Source organism: Daejeonella sp. (genome assembly GCF_044348475.1).
Taxonomy (GTDB): domain Bacteria; phylum Bacteroidota; class Bacteroidia; order Sphingobacteriales; family Sphingobacteriaceae; genus Daejeonella.
Window position 1 is genome coordinate 1 of sequence record NZ_JBIKSU010000042.1, and the last position, 17,366, is coordinate 17,366.

Annotated in this window: 15 protein-coding genes; 10 read left to right on the forward strand and 5 right to left on the reverse strand. The window is 35.4% G+C overall.

Annotation, left to right across the window (positions count from 1 at the left end):
- Positions 1-166: 166 nt before the first annotated feature.
- Positions 167-1,297 carry an NAD(P) transhydrogenase subunit alpha gene (locus tag ACIQZ6_RS08820; protein WP_395810228.1) on the reverse strand — a complete coding sequence of 377 codons (1,131 nt, stop codon included), beginning with the start codon at positions 1,295-1,297 and terminating at the stop codon, positions 167-169.
- A 187-nt stretch (positions 1,298-1,484) separates the two neighbouring features.
- Between ACIQZ6_RS08820 and lepA the strand changes: the two genes are divergently transcribed.
- Both lepA and ACIQZ6_RS08830 read left to right on the forward strand, forming a co-directional pair.
- The gene (lepA, locus tag ACIQZ6_RS08825; RefSeq protein WP_395810230.1) at positions 1,485-3,272 is read left to right on the forward strand and encodes a translation elongation factor 4; all 1,788 of its coding nucleotides are present in this window, start codon (positions 1,485-1,487) and stop codon (positions 3,270-3,272) included.
- A gap of 84 nt (positions 3,273-3,356) precedes the next feature.
- The gene (locus ACIQZ6_RS08830; RefSeq protein WP_395810232.1) at positions 3,357-4,235 is read left to right on the forward strand and encodes a bifunctional 5,10-methylenetetrahydrofolate dehydrogenase/5,10-methenyltetrahydrofolate cyclohydrolase; all 879 of its coding nucleotides are present in this window, start codon (positions 3,357-3,359) and stop codon (positions 4,233-4,235) included.
- Positions 4,236-4,281: 46 nt separating this feature from the next.
- On the opposite strand, the gene ACIQZ6_RS08835 is transcribed toward ACIQZ6_RS08830, so the two are convergent.
- Positions 4,282-4,611, reverse strand: a complete 330-nt coding sequence (locus ACIQZ6_RS08835) for a Rieske (2Fe-2S) protein (protein ID WP_395810234.1) — start codon at positions 4,609-4,611, stop codon at positions 4,282-4,284.
- A 92-nt stretch (positions 4,612-4,703) separates the two neighbouring features.
- Between ACIQZ6_RS08835 and ACIQZ6_RS08840 the strand changes: the two genes are divergently transcribed.
- The 6 genes from ACIQZ6_RS08840 to ACIQZ6_RS08865 all read left to right on the forward strand — a co-directional run bounded on the left by ACIQZ6_RS08840 (position 4,704) and on the right by ACIQZ6_RS08865 (position 11,199).
- A complete protein-coding gene (locus ACIQZ6_RS08840; RefSeq protein ID WP_395810236.1) occupies positions 4,704-5,327 on the forward strand; it encodes a 7-carboxy-7-deazaguanine synthase QueE in 624 nt (207 codons plus the stop codon).
- A 113-nt stretch (positions 5,328-5,440) separates the two neighbouring features.
- Complete coding sequence (locus tag ACIQZ6_RS08845) at positions 5,441-7,351, forward strand: OmpA family protein (RefSeq protein WP_395810238.1); 1,911 nt, start codon at positions 5,441-5,443, stop codon at positions 7,349-7,351.
- Between the two features lie 2 nt (positions 7,352-7,353).
- Positions 7,354-7,782, forward strand: a complete 429-nt coding sequence (locus tag ACIQZ6_RS08850; RefSeq protein WP_395810240.1) for a DUF6526 family protein — start codon at positions 7,354-7,356, stop codon at positions 7,780-7,782.
- Between the two features lie 141 nt (positions 7,783-7,923).
- Positions 7,924-9,285 carry an enolase C-terminal domain-like protein gene (locus ACIQZ6_RS08855; RefSeq protein WP_395810242.1) on the forward strand — a complete coding sequence of 454 codons (1,362 nt, stop codon included), beginning with the start codon at positions 7,924-7,926 and terminating at the stop codon, positions 9,283-9,285.
- Positions 9,286-9,317: 32 nt separating this feature from the next.
- Positions 9,318-10,280 carry a hypothetical protein gene (locus ACIQZ6_RS08860; protein WP_395810244.1) on the forward strand — a complete coding sequence of 321 codons (963 nt, stop codon included), beginning with the start codon at positions 9,318-9,320 and terminating at the stop codon, positions 10,278-10,280.
- Positions 10,281-10,305: 25 nt separating this feature from the next.
- Positions 10,306-11,199 carry a sugar phosphate isomerase/epimerase family protein gene (locus tag ACIQZ6_RS08865; RefSeq protein ID WP_395810246.1) on the forward strand — a complete coding sequence of 298 codons (894 nt, stop codon included), beginning with the start codon at positions 10,306-10,308 and terminating at the stop codon, positions 11,197-11,199.
- A 40-nt stretch (positions 11,200-11,239) separates the two neighbouring features.
- Here ACIQZ6_RS08865 and kdsA read toward each other — a convergent pair whose 3' ends face one another.
- Entirely contained in the window at positions 11,240-12,052 is an 813-nt protein-coding gene (gene kdsA, locus ACIQZ6_RS08870) for a 3-deoxy-8-phosphooctulonate synthase (protein WP_395810248.1), read from the reverse strand.
- Positions 12,052-14,238 carry a DNA helicase RecQ gene (gene recQ, locus ACIQZ6_RS08875; protein ID WP_395810250.1) on the reverse strand — a complete coding sequence of 729 codons (2,187 nt, stop codon included), beginning with the start codon at positions 14,236-14,238 and terminating at the stop codon, positions 12,052-12,054. Before recQ ends, kdsA begins: the two co-directional genes overlap by 1 nt.
- A 93-nt stretch (positions 14,239-14,331) precedes the next feature.
- Here recQ and ACIQZ6_RS08880 point away from each other — a divergent pair, with 93 nt between their 5' ends.
- A complete protein-coding gene (locus ACIQZ6_RS08880; RefSeq protein WP_395810252.1) occupies positions 14,332-15,297 on the forward strand; it encodes an SIS domain-containing protein in 966 nt (321 codons plus the stop codon).
- Between the two features lie 12 nt (positions 15,298-15,309).
- A complete protein-coding gene (locus tag ACIQZ6_RS08885) occupies positions 15,310-16,392 on the forward strand; it encodes a mannose-1-phosphate guanylyltransferase (protein ID WP_395810254.1) in 1,083 nt (360 codons plus the stop codon).
- Here ACIQZ6_RS08885 and rlmB read toward each other — a convergent pair.
- Positions 16,385-17,170 (reverse strand): 23S rRNA (guanosine(2251)-2'-O)-methyltransferase RlmB, encoded by a 786-nt coding sequence (gene rlmB, locus ACIQZ6_RS08890; RefSeq protein WP_395810256.1) that lies wholly within the window; start codon positions 17,168-17,170, stop codon positions 16,385-16,387. The genes ACIQZ6_RS08885 and rlmB overlap by 8 nt on opposite strands.
- Between the last annotated feature and the right edge of the window lie 196 nt (positions 17,171-17,366).

Consider the following 17,366-nt stretch of genomic DNA (forward strand, 5'->3'; position numbering starts at 1 on the left):
ATAACTTCAATTCCAAGAAATACACTCAAAATTACGATGTAAATCATTTCCTGATGCAGCGATAGCCAGCTAAACATTGTTTCCATATATATGTTGGTTGTTGATTGAACTTTGATCAATTAAATTATCTGAAACTTATTACTTATTACTTATTACGTATAACTTATTACTTACTACTTAAAACTTCCCTCACCCTTTCATTACAAACCTCACCATTGTAGGTAATACAAGTACCCTTCACCAAATCATCCTCAAAATTAAGATTGATCTGTCCTTCAGGACCAAAGATTAACTGAAGAAAATTCAAAATATTCTTTCCATAGAGCTTACTTGCATCTGAGGGCATCGTTCCTTGAAGATTTGAATTACCTATGATGGTTACATTTTTATAAACTACAGTTTCACTGTCTTTAGTTTGCGTGGTGTTGCCACCAGTAGCTGATGCCAGGTCAATAATTAATGACCCACTTTTCATTGAATCCAGAATACTATCAGGTAAAAGTATCGGAGCTTTTTTACCAGGTATTTGTGCAGTTGTAATGATTACATCTGCTTTTGAAGCAACCTCAGCAATTCGCTGCTGTTGTTTTTGTTTGTACTCTTCAGTTTGATCAACAGCATAACCACCAGCTTTTGAGGCATCAAGAGCTCCTTCAACTTCAATAAATTTAGCACCCAGACTCATAACTTCTTCTTTTACAGCGGGTCTGGTATCAAAAACTTCAACTACAGCTCCTAATCTCTTAGCAGTTGCAATAGCCTGTAAACCTGCAACTCCGGCTCCTAATATCATTACTTTTGCTGGTGCAATACTTCCAGCAGCGGTCATAAACATTGGGAAATATTTAGGCAGCTGCATAGCAGCCAGTAATACTGCCTTATAACCCGCAATATTTGCCTGGGAGCTAAGTATATCCATACTCTGAGCCCTAGTTGTACGCGGAAGCATATCCATACTAAAGGTTGTTAAACCCTTTGCCGCCCAATCTTTAATTAATGCAAAATTTGAAAGCGGATTGTAAACTCCTAAAACAATGGCATTCTTTTTTAAATTTTTTAAATCATCTGTTGTAAGCAGATTTATGCTAAGCAGAATGTCAGAATTTTTCAATACATTTTCTCTGGAGCTCAGCTCGGCACCCTGCTCTGTATATAGTAAGTCGGATGCATAAGCATGGCTACCGCAATTATGCTCTGCCAATACATGAATATTTTGTTTTTTGAGTGCCGCGATGTGCTCGGGAATTAAAGAAACCCTAGGTTCTGTAGTCGGTTCGCGTAAGATGCCAATAGTCATTGAATTCGCTGTATAAAAGTGTCTGAGGCAAAATAGTAAAAAAATGTAGTAGTGAGAAACTCAGAATAAAAAAAATAGAAAATATCATTGATCAAAAATTCAGGTTAAAATAAACAGACCTAACAAATCTCATAATTGGAAGAACTAATCAATAATTTACGCTTAAAAAACTATATTTGCGCTTCAAATGAAGTACATACGTAATTTTTGCATCATAGCTCATATAGACCACGGTAAAAGCACATTAGCTGACCGTCTTCTGGAATATACTAATACCATCACACAGCGTGAATCACAAGCTCAGTTACTTGATGATATGGATTTGGAACGCGAGCGTGGGATAACAATTAAGAGCCATGCTATACAAATGGATTATATCCAGGATGGTCAACCTTACGTTCTAAATTTGATTGATACACCCGGCCATGTTGATTTTTCATATGAAGTATCTCGTTCAATTGCTGCCTGCGAAGGTGCATTACTAATTGTAGATGCTTCGCAGGGTATACAGGCGCAAACAATTTCAAATTTATATCTAGCCTTGGAACATGATCTTGAGATCATTCCAATCTTAAATAAGATGGACCTTCCAGGTGCTATGCCCGAAGAAGTCAAAGACCAGATTATTGAACTGATCGGTTGCAAACGTGAAGAAATCATTCCCGCTTCGGGTAAGACTGGACTAGGAGTTGATACTATACTTCGGGCTATTGTGGAGCGAGTACCTTCTCCAAAAGGGAATCCTGAAGGTGAATTACAGGCGCTGATATTTGACTCGGTTTTTAATTCTTTCAGAGGAATTATTGCCTATTTTAAAGTTTTGAATGGTGAAATTCGTAAAGGTGACCGGGTAAAATTCGTGGCCACCGATAAGGATTATATCGCTGAAGAAGTTGGCACATTAAAACTTACACAAAAACCCAAAGATGTCATTAAAACTGGTGATGTTGGGTATATCATATCTGGAATAAAAGAAGCACGTGAAGTAAAAGTTGGTGATACCATAACGCATAGAGATAAACCAAGTAAAGAGCCCATTAAAGGTTTTGAAGAAGTTAAACCAATGGTTTTTGCAGGTATTTATCCAGTTGACACTGATGAGTACGAAGAGCTTCGAGAAAGCATGCACAAGTTGCAGCTTAATGATGCTTCAATTGTGTTTGAGCCCGAATCATCTGCTGCCTTAGGATTTGGTTTCCGTTGTGGCTTTTTGGGCATGCTTCATATGGAAATTATTCAGGAACGCCTGGAACGTGAATTTGATATGACCGTTATCACAACCGTTCCAAACGTATCTTATAAAGCTTTTACTTCAAAGGGAATTGAAATTGATGTTCATAATCCATCAGACCTTCCTGATCCGAGTAAACTGGATTATGTTCAAGAGCCATATATCAAGGCTAATATTATTACAAAATCTGAATTTGTAGGATCAATCATGTCGCTCTGTATCCAGAAAAGAGGCACAATCATTAATCAATCTTACCTAACTTCAGACCGTGTTGAATTGATATTTGAAATGCCTATGGGAGAAATTGTATTTGATTTTTACGATCGCTTAAAAACAATTTCAAAAGGTTATGCTTCATTTGATTATCACCAGATCGGTTACCGACAATCAGATTTAGTTCGATTAGATATTCTATTAAATGCTGAACCTGTTGATGCGCTATCTTCACTTATTCACCGTACAAACTCCTATAATTTTGGAAAGAAAATCTGTGAAAAATTAAGAGAATTAATTCCACGCCAGCAATTTGAAATTATTATTCAGGCTTCAATCGGTGCAAAAATCATTGCTCGTGAAACTGTGAAAGCCTTGCGTAAAGATGTAACTGCAAAATGCTACGGTGGAGATATTTCTAGGAAGAGAAAACTTTTAGAAAAACAAAAGAAAGGTAAAAAGCGAATGCGTCAAGTAGGAAACGTAGAAATACCACAAACGGCATTTATGGCTGTCTTAAAACTAGATTAATACGCTATTGTTGTATTTGGCCAATAGCCAATAAAATTGGTTAAGAAGCTGTTTAATGTAAATAAATACCCAATTAATAGATCAATGCAATTACTGGACGGAAAATTTGTATCTGAAAAATTAAAACATCAGATAGCTATTGAGGCAGCTGAAATACTTCATAAAACAGGTAGAAAACCACATTTGGTTGCCATACTTGTTGGTCATGATGGTGGTTCTGAAACTTATGTAGCCAGCAAAATCAAGAATTGTGAATTGGTTGGTTTTAATTCAACATTATACCGCTATGAAAGTTCAATCACCGAAGATGAACTCCTGAAAAAAATCGATGAAATTAATCAGGATCCAGAAACAGACGGTATACTAGTACAACTACCTTTACCTAAACATATATCAGCTGATAAAGTTACTGAGAAGATCTCGCCCGAAAAAGATGTAGATGGCTTTCATCCTGTAAATCTTGGACGGATGCAACGTAACCTTCCCTCCTTCTTACCCGCAACACCCTACGGAATTTTGCTGATGTTACAGGAATATGGTATAGAAACCAGCGGCAAACATTGCGTTGTTATTGGAAGAAGCAATATTGTTGGCTCACCGATGAGCATTTTAATGGCTAGAAATACCAATCCAGGGAATTGTACCGTAACTATTTGCCACAGTAAAACTCCGGATATTAAAAAATTTAGTTTGGATGCCGATATCTTAATTGTAGCAATTGGAAAGAAAAACTTTGTTACCGCTGATATGGTAAAAGACGGTGCCATAGTTATTGATGTTGGCATGAATCGTGAAACTTCAATAGAAACAAAATCAGGATATAAATTATTTGGTGATGTTGACTTTGAAAATGTTGCTCCAAAAGCATCTTGGATCACTCCTGTACCTGGTGGAGTTGGATTAATGACCATTGTTGGATTATTGAAAAACACCCTGGCTTCAGCTAAAAAGGAGATTTACTAATCTATGCTACGATTCTAATTTTTATTGCCTCTAGGGTAACAATCCATTACCAAAACTTCCACCATGATTTTTTAATGCCTATATAAACACCATCTTTTTGAATCTCAATAGGGTAAGTATCTACATAATTACTTTGTCCGTGTGCCCCTCTACCTGTTTGCAGATCAAATTCTTGTCTATGATATGGACAAATAATCTTTCCTTTAGAACACCAACCATTACTTAATTGAGCACCTGCATGAGGACATTTATTTTGTATGGCAAAGAGCTTACCTTCCGTTTTAACTATGCATAGTTTCTTGCCAGCAACATTTACCTGCTTCAGAAAGTCATCAGAAGAAAGAATTGTTAAAGGAAATAGTTTAATCCAGTTCATTAGGTATCAAAAATTGTCAATTTTATGTCTCAATCCTCTTAAAACAAGGTTCAGAAATTAAACTTAAGTATATTTGCATTCTAAGTTACAAAATGGCACATCAAATTCCGCCCGACGGCACATTATTACCTTTAATGGAAGAGTTTTATACCATACAAGGTGAAGGATTTCATTCAGGGAAAGCAGCTTATTTTATACGCCTTGGAGGTTGCGATGTGGGTTGTCATTGGTGTGATGTAAAAGAAAGTTGGGATGCAGAATTACATCCCCTCACATCAGCTGACCAAATTGTACAGAATGCAGAAAAATTTCCAGGAAAAGCGGTAGTTGTAACTGGCGGCGAACCGCTTATTTACAATCTCGACTATTTAACAGCTGAACTACAAAAACGAGGCATCAAAACATTTATTGAAACATCTGGAGCTTATCCTCTATCAGGAAGCTGGGACTGGATCTGTTTGTCACCTAAAAAATTCAAGTCGCCAAGGCCAGATATTTTGCCTTTTGCCGGCGAGTTGAAAGTGATCGTTTTTAATACTAGTGATTTTCTTTGGGCTGAAGAACATGCAGCTCATGTTGCAGAGAGCTGCAAATTATATCTACAACCTGAGTGGTCTAAAAGTTCGGAAATCACTCCCTTGATCATTGATTACGTCATGCAGAATCCTAAATGGGAAATTTCATTACAAACCCATAAATACCTGAACATTCCTTAGGCTATCTTTAAATATCTTTTCTAGATCAGTGTAGGTATAAAACTTTGTTTCAAACAATAGCCTAAGAACTTTTTATTCTTTACCTTCATACTTAAGGATTTTCTTCAATTGGTATGTTTAAGTGTTTATTAGTTGTTTTTTACCTTCTACCCTTGATTGTCTGTGCTCAAAAGCAAACAAACTCAACAATTAACCGGGCACAAAAATCGTACGAACAGGCTAATCATTCTATTTCTGAGAAATTATATGATAAGGCTATTTCTGAGCTTAATCAGGCCGTTTCATATGACCCTAAGTTCCTAGCCGCTTATCAGCAATTGGGTGATTTGTACCGGAAATCTGGAAAATATTCTAATGCCCTAGATAACTATAGAAAACTTCTATCAATTGATTCTGAATTTCATCCACTCACCTATTTTGGAATCGCCGAATCCGAATTAAATACGGGTGACTATACTCATGCATTAGAACATTTCAATAAATATTTGACCTATCCTGGTTTAAATAGTGCAAGCATTGATAAGATCAATAAATTAATTAAAGATTGTGAATTTAGTCTAGAAGCCTTAAAATTACCAGTTCCTTTTAAACCTATTAATATGGGTCCTGCTTTCAACACAAAAGAAGATGAATATCTACCTGTGATTACTGCAGATGAAGAAATGATTCTGTTCACTCGCCAGCAAAATCGGAATGAAGACTTTTATAAAAGTGTGAAGCGAAATGGTGAATGGTCAGTTGCTGAATTTTTAAGTAAAGAAATTAATACCCCCAATTTTAATGAAGGTGCTCAAAACATTTCGCCAGATGGCAACTATTTATTTTTTACAGGATGTAATCGCCCTGATGGTTTAGGAAGATGCGATATTTATATTTCAAAAAAAGAAGGAAATGATTGGAGTCAACCTTTTAACATTGGCGGACCAGTTAATACAGCCGGCTGGGAATCTCAACCATCAATCAGTGCTGATGGTCGTACCTTATATTTTGTTAGCACCCGACAGGGCGGTTATGGAGGCTATGATATCTGGAGTTCTGAATTAAACACAGATGGTACATGGTCAAATCCTGTTAATCTGGGCAAAGAAGTTAATACTCCATATGATGAACAATCTCCATTTATTCATCCAGATAATGAAAGTCTTTATTTTTCATCAAACGGATGGCCTGGCATGGGTAATAAAGATATGTTTTTGAGCAGGAAAGCATATGTAAACGAGAAACAAACCGGTTGGCAAAAACCTGAAAATTTAGGTTTTCCAATCAATACATTTGCAGAAGAAAGCGGTTTAAGCATAAGTAACAATGGAAAACTGGCTTTCTTTTCAAGCAATCAAAAAGAAGGATATGGAAAGCTAGATATCTACTCATTTGAATTACCCGAAAAATTGAAACCCAATGCAGTTACCTATGTTAAAGGAAAAATTTTCGATAATCTAAGTAAGGAGGCCCTGAATGCACAGATTCAAATCACAAATTTGACCAACAGACAAATTATTTATGATGAGGTTGCAGATCTTGAAAGTGGAGAATTTCTTGCTGCTTTACCTGCTGGCAAATCTTATGGGCTTACTGTATCAAAAGAAGGATATTTATTTTATTCACAGAACTTTACGCCAATAGGAAATCTGGAAAATAAACCATTTAATCTGGATGTTTATTTACAGAAAATCGAGGTCGGGAAAATGGTTATATTGAATAATGTATTTTTCGAAACCAATCAATACAATCTGTTGCCTGAATCTATGACAGAACTACAACAGCTTATTCTTTTTTTAAGAGAAAATCCAACAATATCAATCGAGATTGGCGGACATACCGATAAAATAGGAGAAGACCAATCAAACCTGATTCTTTCAACGAATAGAGCTAAAATAGTTTATGAGTATTTGATTAAAAATAAAATACCTTTAACGAAATTAAGTTTTAAAGGATATGGTGAAGGTCAGCCAATTTCTGATAATGACACTGAACAAGGCCGCAAAAATAACAGACGAACAGAATTTAAAATCACACATAAATAATTATGAATCAAAATTACAAAAACCACGCACGACTGGTTAAAGGTTATCACGGAATACTATCGCTATTGATACTAGCAGGATTAATAGGCTCAATTTTTAATCTTTGCAAAGCATGGAATAATGAAAGTTTTTATTCTGCCAGTTTAATTACCCTACTCTTTGTATGCTGCATTATGCTTTTTTGGTATACACGATCGTTTCCTCTCAGAGCACAGGATAGAGCCATTCGTTCTGAAGAAAACTTTAGGCACTTTATTTTAACAGGAAAGCCCCTAGCCTCTGAGCTAAAAATTGGGCAAATTATTGCCTTGCGATTTGCATCGGATGAAGAATATCAAAAACTAGTACAAAGAGCAATTACAGAAAAAATGGATTCAAAGTCAATAAAATTAGCTATTCAGAACTGGAAACCTGATTATTATAGAGTTTAAAACTAATTTATTAAAACTTAGATATTCACTATAATAGTTAGTTAAACTAAAATTTGATAAGAATTTTTGAAAGAAAAATAGAAATAAATTAAATAACTGAAGGTTTAGGGGGGAATGGTTACACTAAATTAATTCATCGAAATGAATACTGAAATAAATCAAAACTCCCTCGACCGTCGCGAGGCATTAAGACTTCTTGGAATTGGCTCTACTGCTGGAATAATGGGCATGTTTGGTTCTGCATCATCTGCAAAAGCAGAAAATCTGCAACCTAACTATGCCAAGGGTATGGCGCCAATAAGAATTAAAAGCGTAAAAGCTATCGCTACCGCTCCAAGCGGATCAAATTTGATTGTCGTTAAAGTTGAAACTACAGAACCCGGACTTTACGGGTTAGGTTGTGCCACATTCACGCAACGAGCCCTTGCTGTTGTAACTGCAATAAATAGCTATCTCAATGATTTTTGTGTTGGAAAAGACGTTGATAATATTGAGGATATGTGGCATGGCGTTTACGTTAGTTCCTATTGGAGGAATGGCCCTGTCTTGAATAATGCATTAAGTGGATTAGATCAGGCTCTATGGGATATTAAAGGCAAGCGTGCAAATATGCCAGTTTACCAGTTATTAGGTGGTAAAGTAAGATTTGCAGTTCCCTGCTATGCCCATGCAAGCGGAAATACACCTGAATTAGTTGCTGAAAATGTCAAAAAATTCATGGATGAGGGATACAAATATGTAAGGATACAGCAAGGTGGATATGGCGCAGTTGGGGTAAATCAAAAGAAACCTGATTTTAAAGAAGCAGGATTTGGTGGAGAAAATGATGCCTACATGGATGATAGAACCTATCTACGATCTGTGCCAAAAATTTTCGAGGCAGCAAGAAAATACTGTGGTGACGATGTAGAACTATTGCATGACATTCACGAGCGGGTACAACCGATGGATGCTATCAATATGATTAAACAACTTGAACAATACCGACCATTTTTCATTGAAGATCCGTTTTCACCTGAAAATATGGAATGGTTTAAGCAATTAAGAATAAGTACATCTGTTCCTATTGCTATGGGTGAGCTCTTCAATAATATCAATGAGTTTAAAATGCCAATGGTAAATCAATGGTTCGATTATATCAGGATTCATATTTCCCAGATTGGTGGCATTACTCCTGCCATGAAAGTTGCCCGACTAGGTGAATGGTTTAATGTAAAAACAGCTTGGCATGGCCCGGGCGATGTTTCTCCTGTAGGGCATGCCGCAAATGCACATATCGATCTTGCCGTATGGAATTTTGGGATTCAAGAATCTGTGAAATTTTCAGAAAAAATGCAAGAAGTATTTACAGGATGTCCTACTATGAAAAATGGATACATGTCTGTGAATGAAGTTCCTGGACTTGGGGTAGATATCAATGAGAAGGAAGCAGCAAAATATCCTATTGGAACTAAATCCAATTGGCAAGTACGAAAAGCAGACGGAACTTTGATTAGACCTTAATTATAAAATAATCAATTTTAAAATTTGATATTATGAGAAAAATTCTTTTCGGAATCCTGATTTTTTCGGCCTCCAGCATCTTTGCACAATACCCTCAGACAAGTATTTCTAATGGTTTAATCGAGGCAAATTTATACTTGCCAGATGCTAAAAATGGATTTTACAGAGGAACCAGATTTGATTGGTCAGGTGTAATAAATAGTTTAAAATTTAAAGACCATGAATATTTCGGTGAATGGTACCAAAAACATGATCCAAAAAGGCATGATGCTATTACAGGTCCGGTTGAAGCATTTGATCCAATAGATTACGCTACTGCTGCTCCTGGCGAAAAATTCATGAAAATTGGTATTGGTGTTCTAAAAAAGGTAAAAAATGAACCTTATGGATTCAGTAAACCCTTTGATATTCTTAATGCTGGGAAATGGAAAGTAAAGACAAAAAGTGACCGGGTTGAGTTTATTCATACCTTAAAAGATGAATCTGGATATGCATATATCTATAAAAAAACAGTCCGCTTGGTAAAAGGAAAAGCCCAATTGATTTTAGAACATAGTTTAAAAAATACAGGTCAAAAAGCGATCAATACCAGTGTTTTTAATCATAATTTTTTTGTGATCGACAATCAAAACACAGGACCAGATTTTTTAGTCAGTATGCCCTTTAAAATTAATTCTGAACCTGCAAGAAAGAGTCTTATGAGTTTCGTAGATAATAAAATGATCTATAAAAGAGATTTAAAAAAAGGCGAAAGTACCATGGAATACCCTAAAGGTTTTACAGGTAAAGATGTTGAAGATTATGATTTCAGGATAGAAAATCAAAAAACAGGAGCCGCTGTAAGAATCACGTCAAATCGGCCTTTATCACATTTTATGTATTGGTCAGTTCCAACAACATTAAGTCCTGAACCCTTTATAAAGATAGATGCATTGCCTGGAAATGAATTTACCTGGGCAATCACCTATGATTTTTATACAATTGACAAGAAATAGATTTTAAACAGCTAAATAAAATATAATGATTAATAGAAGATTTTTTCTGAAAAATTCAGCTTTATTTACCCTTGGATGCGCATTACCTTCATGGTCTAATGCAGGCATAGCTGGTAAATTAAAACTCAAATATCCGAGCATGGGCCTTCAGGTTTATACGCTTAATTCTCTGATCAACTTACCCGGGGCAGATACTAAAACCATTCTTAAGCAGATTGCTGATATTGGCATCAAAGAACTGGAAACGGCTACAGGTTCTGGTGGTTTATATTACAGACATTCAGCAAAGGAATTTGCAGCAATTGTAAACGATCTAGGACTAAAATGGATTGGAAACCATGTTGGTGGTTTACCAAGGTCTACACAAGTTCCTGTAGGCTCACGGAATCTTCGGGATAACGTTCAGCAGATTGTGGATGAGTCGGCCGAAGGAGGTTGCAATTGGGTGATTTGTTCTAGCTCATCAATCAATACGATGGATGAGATTAAACGAACTACAGAAATTTTCATAAAAGCAGGTGATGCTGCTGCAAAAAACAAAATGAAATTTGCCTATCATAATCACCAATCCGAATTTACACCTATTGAAGGGGTATCAGCATTTGATTATGTTTTAAGCAATACGGATAAAAACAAGGTATTCATGGAATTAGATCTTGCCTGGGCTACAGCTGCAGGAATGGATCCTGTTGCCTTATTCAAAAAATACCCAGGCCGATTCCCATTATGGCATGTAAAAGATCTTGATAAAATAAGCGGAAAACCATGTCCGGTAGGTAAAGGAAAAGTTGATTTTAAACATATCTACGAAAACTCAAAACTTTCAGGAGTAAAACACACCTTTATTGAACAAGATGGATCTAAAACTATTGATGATCCTTCATTTAGTGTTCAATGGCTAAAAGAAAATATTTATTAAAAATATTTAACAGAGAACACTAAATAAGAATTAATCAGGATCAGGAAATTGCATTTCTGATCCTGATCAATTTTAACAATAAACCTTCAAGTAAATCTAAATGTAGCATATTTGCTCCATCAGATTTTGCGTTTGCCGGATCTGGATGAGTTTCTATAAATAAACCATCACTACCTACTGCAATTGCAGCTTTGGCAATTGTTTCAATCAGGGCGGGCTTCCCTCCTGTTACACCACTAACCTGATTAGGCTGCTGCAATGAATGCGTGCAATCCATCACTACAGGTACACCAAAGCTCCTCATTTCTGGTATTCCCCTGTAATCAACAATGATATCTTGATAACCAAAAGTATTACCGCGATCGGTAAGGATCACATTGGGGTTACCAGATTCCTGGATTTTTTCAACTGCAAATTTCATGGATCCTGCCGATAGAAACTGTCCTTTTTTTACATTCACCGTTTTGCCCGTTAATGCAGCAGCAACGAGAAGATCAGTTTGACGACATAAAAAAGCAGGAATCTGTAGAACATCTACAAATTCTGCTGCTATAGCGGCTTCATGACTTTCATGAATATCGGTAACCGTCGGAACACCAAATTCCATACTTACTTTATTCAAAATCATGAGTGCTTTTTCATCACCAATTCCTGTAAATGAATCGAGTCTGGAGCGATTTGCTTTTCTATAAGATCCTTTAAAGATTAAAGGTATTTTAAGCTTATCTGTAATATTTACAATTCTTTCTGCAATTCTGAGAGCAATTTCTTCACTTTCAATTACACAGGGTCCAGCCATCAGGAAAAAATTGCCTGATTCTGTATGTTTTATTTGGGGAATCTTATTAATCATTAATTTCCAAGCTCCGATAAAAATTTAATACGCATTAATTGCACCTCTTCACGAGTGTAATCATCAGTTCCAAGCTCTGCAAGTGCATCCTCAATTGAGTCTGTTTCTGTAGACCTAAAATAATCAAAAACTTCTTCCTGCCTGTCTTCTTCAATCAATTCATCAATATAATAATTGAGATTAAGTTTTGTGCCAGAGTTGACGATGGTTTCAAGTTCCTTTAATATTTCATCGTATGAGATTCCTTTGGCAGAAGCAATATCCTCAAGAGCAATTTGACGATCTATATTTTGAATAATTGATACTTTAAGAGCTGATTTATTTGCTGCACTTTTAATAACCAGATCTACCGGACGGTCAATATCATTTTCATCAACATATTTTTTTATAAGTTCGATAAACGGCAAACCGAATTTCGAAGCCTTTCCTGATCCTACTCCCTGAATTTGTTTGAGTTCATCAATAGATATAGGGTAATGAGTACACATTTCATCTAATGAAGGATCCTGAAATATTACAAATGGTGGTAGATTCTTTTGTTTGGCAATTTTTTTTCTTAAATCTTTCAGCATTTGAAGCAACAGCGTGTCTAAAGCTCCGCTCTGCTGCTGGGCCTCTTCTACCTCATCTTCAGCCACATCCATCAAATAATTAAGTATAAACTTAATCGAATATGGATTTTCTATAAATGAATTTCCAGATTTAGTCAGTTTTAAAAGACCATAATTATCAATGTCTTTGCGAACAAAATTATGCAGAACTAGTTGGCGCATTAAAGATTTCCAAAGTATTTCACCATCCTCTTTACCAGATCCAAAAACCTCTAATTTGCTGTGTTCATACGATGCAACTAAAGAATTTTCAATACCCAACATGATATTTATGATATATTGATCATCAAACTTTTCACCTAAATCACGTATCAAAGTTAAAGCCTTTAACAAAGGAGCTTCTGCATCAAAATATTTTTTAGGATGGCGACAATTATCACACATACTATTGCAACCAGTTTCATTAAAGTTTTCACCAAAATAATGAAGTATCTGTTTACGCCTACAAACAGATGATTCAGCATAGTCGATAACCTCTTTTAAAATTTGAGTTCCTATTTCTCTTTCTGAAACAGGTTTATCTTTCATGAATTTAGTTAACTTGTCTATATCCTTTTGTGAATAGAAGGCCACGCAAATACCCTCACCGCCATCACGGCCAGATCGTCCTGTTTCCTGATAATAACCCTCCATGCTTTTTGGGATATCATGATGGATAACGTAACGAACATCAGGTTTATCAATACCCATTCCGAATGCAATAGTTGCAACGATCACGTCAACATCTTCCATCAAGAAGTTATCTTGTGTTTCAGCACGGGTTTTAGGATCAAGGCCAGCATGATATGGCAGCGCCTTTATTCCATTAAGTTTCAATGCTTCAGCAACTTCTTCAACCTTTTTCCTGCTCAGGCAGTAAACGATTCCTGATTTTCCTGAATTCAACTTAGCATATCTAACTATTTCTTTAATTACATCGCGTTTTGCCCTTACTTCATAAAATAAATTAGGTCTATTAAATGAAGATTTAAAAAGAGATGAATTATTCATTTGCAGGTTTTTTTGAATATCCTGCTGTACTTTAGGAGTGGCTGTGGCCGTTAATGCAATAATTGGAATATTTTCTCCGATATTATCGATCACTTGACGTATCCTTCGATATTCAGGCCTAAAATCATGCCCCCATTCTGAAATACAATGCGCTTCATCAACTGCAACAAAAGATATTGAAATACCCCTTAAAAAATCGACATTTTCTGGCTTTGTTAAAGACTCAGGTGCTACATACAGTAATTTAGTTAGACCGTTTGTTACATCTTCTTTTACCTTTGTAATTTCAGATTTATTGAGTGATGAATTTAGAAAATGTGCAATACTATCTGTTCCTCCAAAAGCTCTTAATTGATCAACCTGATTTTTCATTAAGGCAATTAGTGGTGATATAACAATTGCTGTACCTTCGCTCATTAAAGCTGGTAGTTGATAACAAATAGATTTACCACCACCTGTTGGCATGATAACAAATGTATCTTTCTTTTGAAGTATGCTGGTTATAATAGCTTCCTGATCACCTTTAAAGTTATCGAAGCCGAAAAAATTCTGTAAATTATCGAATAATGATTTGTTTATTTCCATTATATAACTGGAAAAAATTGAAAATAGGTCATAATAATAGTCAAAATAACATATTTTTGCGATTAAATATTTATTTATTTTAAAAAAAACAAGTTGAAAAATAACGTTGAAATATTAGAAATAGCACGACAAGCGCTGCATACTGAAGCTGAAGGTATAAGAAATATTTCAAGTAAGTTAAACGATGGTTTTTCAGAAATAGTACATCAAATTTTATACCTAAAAGCCCGTGTTATAATAACAGGTATTGGAAAAAGTGCAATAATTGCTCAAAAGATAGTTGCTACTTTTAATTCTACAGGTACTCCAGCAATATTTATGCATGCGGCAGATGCCATTCACGGCGATTTAGGCATGATTCAACAAAATGATCTGGTCATTTGTATTTCAAAAAGTGGAAATACACCCGAGATCAAGGTACTTGTACCTTTATTAAAACAAGGTGGAAATAAACTTGTCGCAATGGCAGGCGATAAGGATTCCTTTCTGGCAAAACAAGCAGATTGGTTACTCGATACAACCATTGATCATGAAGCATGTCCACATAACCTTGCTCCAACTACCAGTACCACAGCTCAATTGGCTATGGGTGACGCTTTGGCAGTATGTTTGCTTGAGTGTCGTGAATTTAGTAGTGCTGATTTTGCCAAATATCATCCAGGAGGTTCTTTAGGGAAACGTTTATATTTAACTGTTGGCGATCTTGCTGCACAAAATGAAAAGCCCTTTGTTGCTTCTGATGCAACAGTAAAAGAAGTAATCATTGAAATAACTAGAAATAGACTTGGTGCGGTAGCAGTTGTAGATGAAGGAAAACTAAACGGTATAATTACAGACGGCGATATTCGTAGAATGCTGAATAATAATAGTACCATTGATGGACTAACAGCTGCAAATATCATGACTAAATCGCCTAAATACATCGATAAAAACGAACTTGCCGTTAACGCACTTGAAATATTACGCGTTAATAATATTACCCAGATACTTGTAGGCACAGAAAGCAAGTTTGAAGGTTTTATCCATCTTCATGATCTTTTGAAAGAAGGAATAATTTAAGTTTTATAAAGCATGAAAAATTATTACGTCCTTATAATGGCGGGTGGTATTGGTAGCAGATTTTGGCCTTTAAGTCGTACTGCATATCCAAAACAGTTTCTTGATATATTAGGAACTGGAAAAACTCTGATCCAGCAAACCTATGATCGTTTCTTAAAGATCGTACCTCAAGAAAATATTTTTATTTTAACAAATGAAAACTATATAGAGCTGGTTAAAGAGCAATTAACTGGCATTGATAAAGAACAAATACTAGCTGAACCAATTATGCGCAATACTGCCCCATGCATAGCATATGGCAGTCATAAAATATTTAAAATTAACCCAGATGCATCAATTGTTGTAGCACCATCTGATCATTTAATCATGGACTCTGACGAGTTCACACGTTGCATTAAAAAATCACTTGATACAGCACTTGAAAATGATTGCTTGATCACTCTTGGAATTAAACCATCAAGACCTGATACCGGCTATGGTTATATCCAATACAATACAAAAAAGATTGGAGAAGATTTTTTCAAAGTTAAGACCTTTACAGAAAAGCCAAATGTTGAATTAGCAAAAACATTTCTACAAAGTGGTGATTTTCTTTGGAATGCAGGAATTTTTGTCTGGTCTGCAAAAAATATATTAAAATCTTTTGAAAAATACCTTCCTGAAATGAATGACATATTCAAAGAAGGAGATATGGCTTATAATACTCCTCAAGAACAGGAATTTATACAATCTGCCTTTTCACAGTGTACAAATATTTCTATTGATTACGGGATTATGGAGAAAGCAGATAATGTCTATGTTTTACCAACCGAATTTGGATGGTCAGACTTGGGCACCTGGGCTTCAATCTATGAGCTATCTGAAAAAGACTATGTAGGAAACGTAGTAATACCTTCTGAAAGAGTAATCATGTATGATTCTTCTAATTGTATGGTCAATGTTCCAAAAGATAAACTAGTAGTACTTCAAGGCTTACATGATTTTATAGTAATTGAAGACAACAATTCTCTATTAGTTTGTCCAAGAGAACGAGAACAAGAAATCAAGCAAATTGTAGCTGATGTAAAACAACGATTCGGTAGCGAATTTATTTAGCAGACATTTTTTGTCTTACAGCTTCATACAGCAATATACCGGCTGAAACCGAAACATTTAAAGACTCAATTTCACCATACATTGGAATTTTAGCTAAATGGTCTGCAATACGGATCAGATCGGTTGAAATTCCTGTTTCTTCAGAACCCATAATAATAGCAGAAGGAACAGTATAATCTGGCTGATAGAGGTAATCATTTGTTTTTTCTGTACATGCTATTAATTGTAAGCCTGATTCCTGTAAAAATTTTGCAGTTTTCAAAAGACTATCGTGCCTACAAACCGGGATTTTATAAAGGGCTCCAGCAGATGTTTTAATTGCATCAGGATTGATTTGTGCCGAACCTTTTGCCGGAACGATGATGGCATGTACTCCAGCACATTCGGCAGTTCTAGCAATAGCCCCGAAATTACGTACATCAGTAATACCATCTAATATCAAAATCAAAGGAACCTCTCCTTTTTCATAGATCAATGGTATGATATTTTCTATCTTATCATAACTAATTGGTGAAATAAATGCAACCGCACCCTGATGATTTTTTGTAGTTAAACGGTTGAGTTTTTCTATTGGAACCAGTTGAAAACCAATCTCTTGATCTTTTAATAAACTACGTAATTCAAGAATTATTCCTCCCGTTAGGCCTCTTTGTAAGAAAAGATTTTCAATCTCTTTACCACTTTTAATTGCCTCAATGATTGCACGTATTCCAAAAACCATTTGATTTGATTCATGTGTTTCAAACTCGCGTTTTCGTTTAAAAGGGCTGCCGTTCATTTATATATACTATTTATTTGCCAAGTTAGATATAATTTCCCTTTTCATAGAAATAAGAAGGTTTATTAGAATAGAAAAATAGTTTATCAACATCAAAAAAATTTATTAACACTAGGATAAAACCTATTTAAAGGAAGATTTTTTAGAATATCCACATTAAATAAATAATTTATGTTAATAAAACATGTGAATTAAT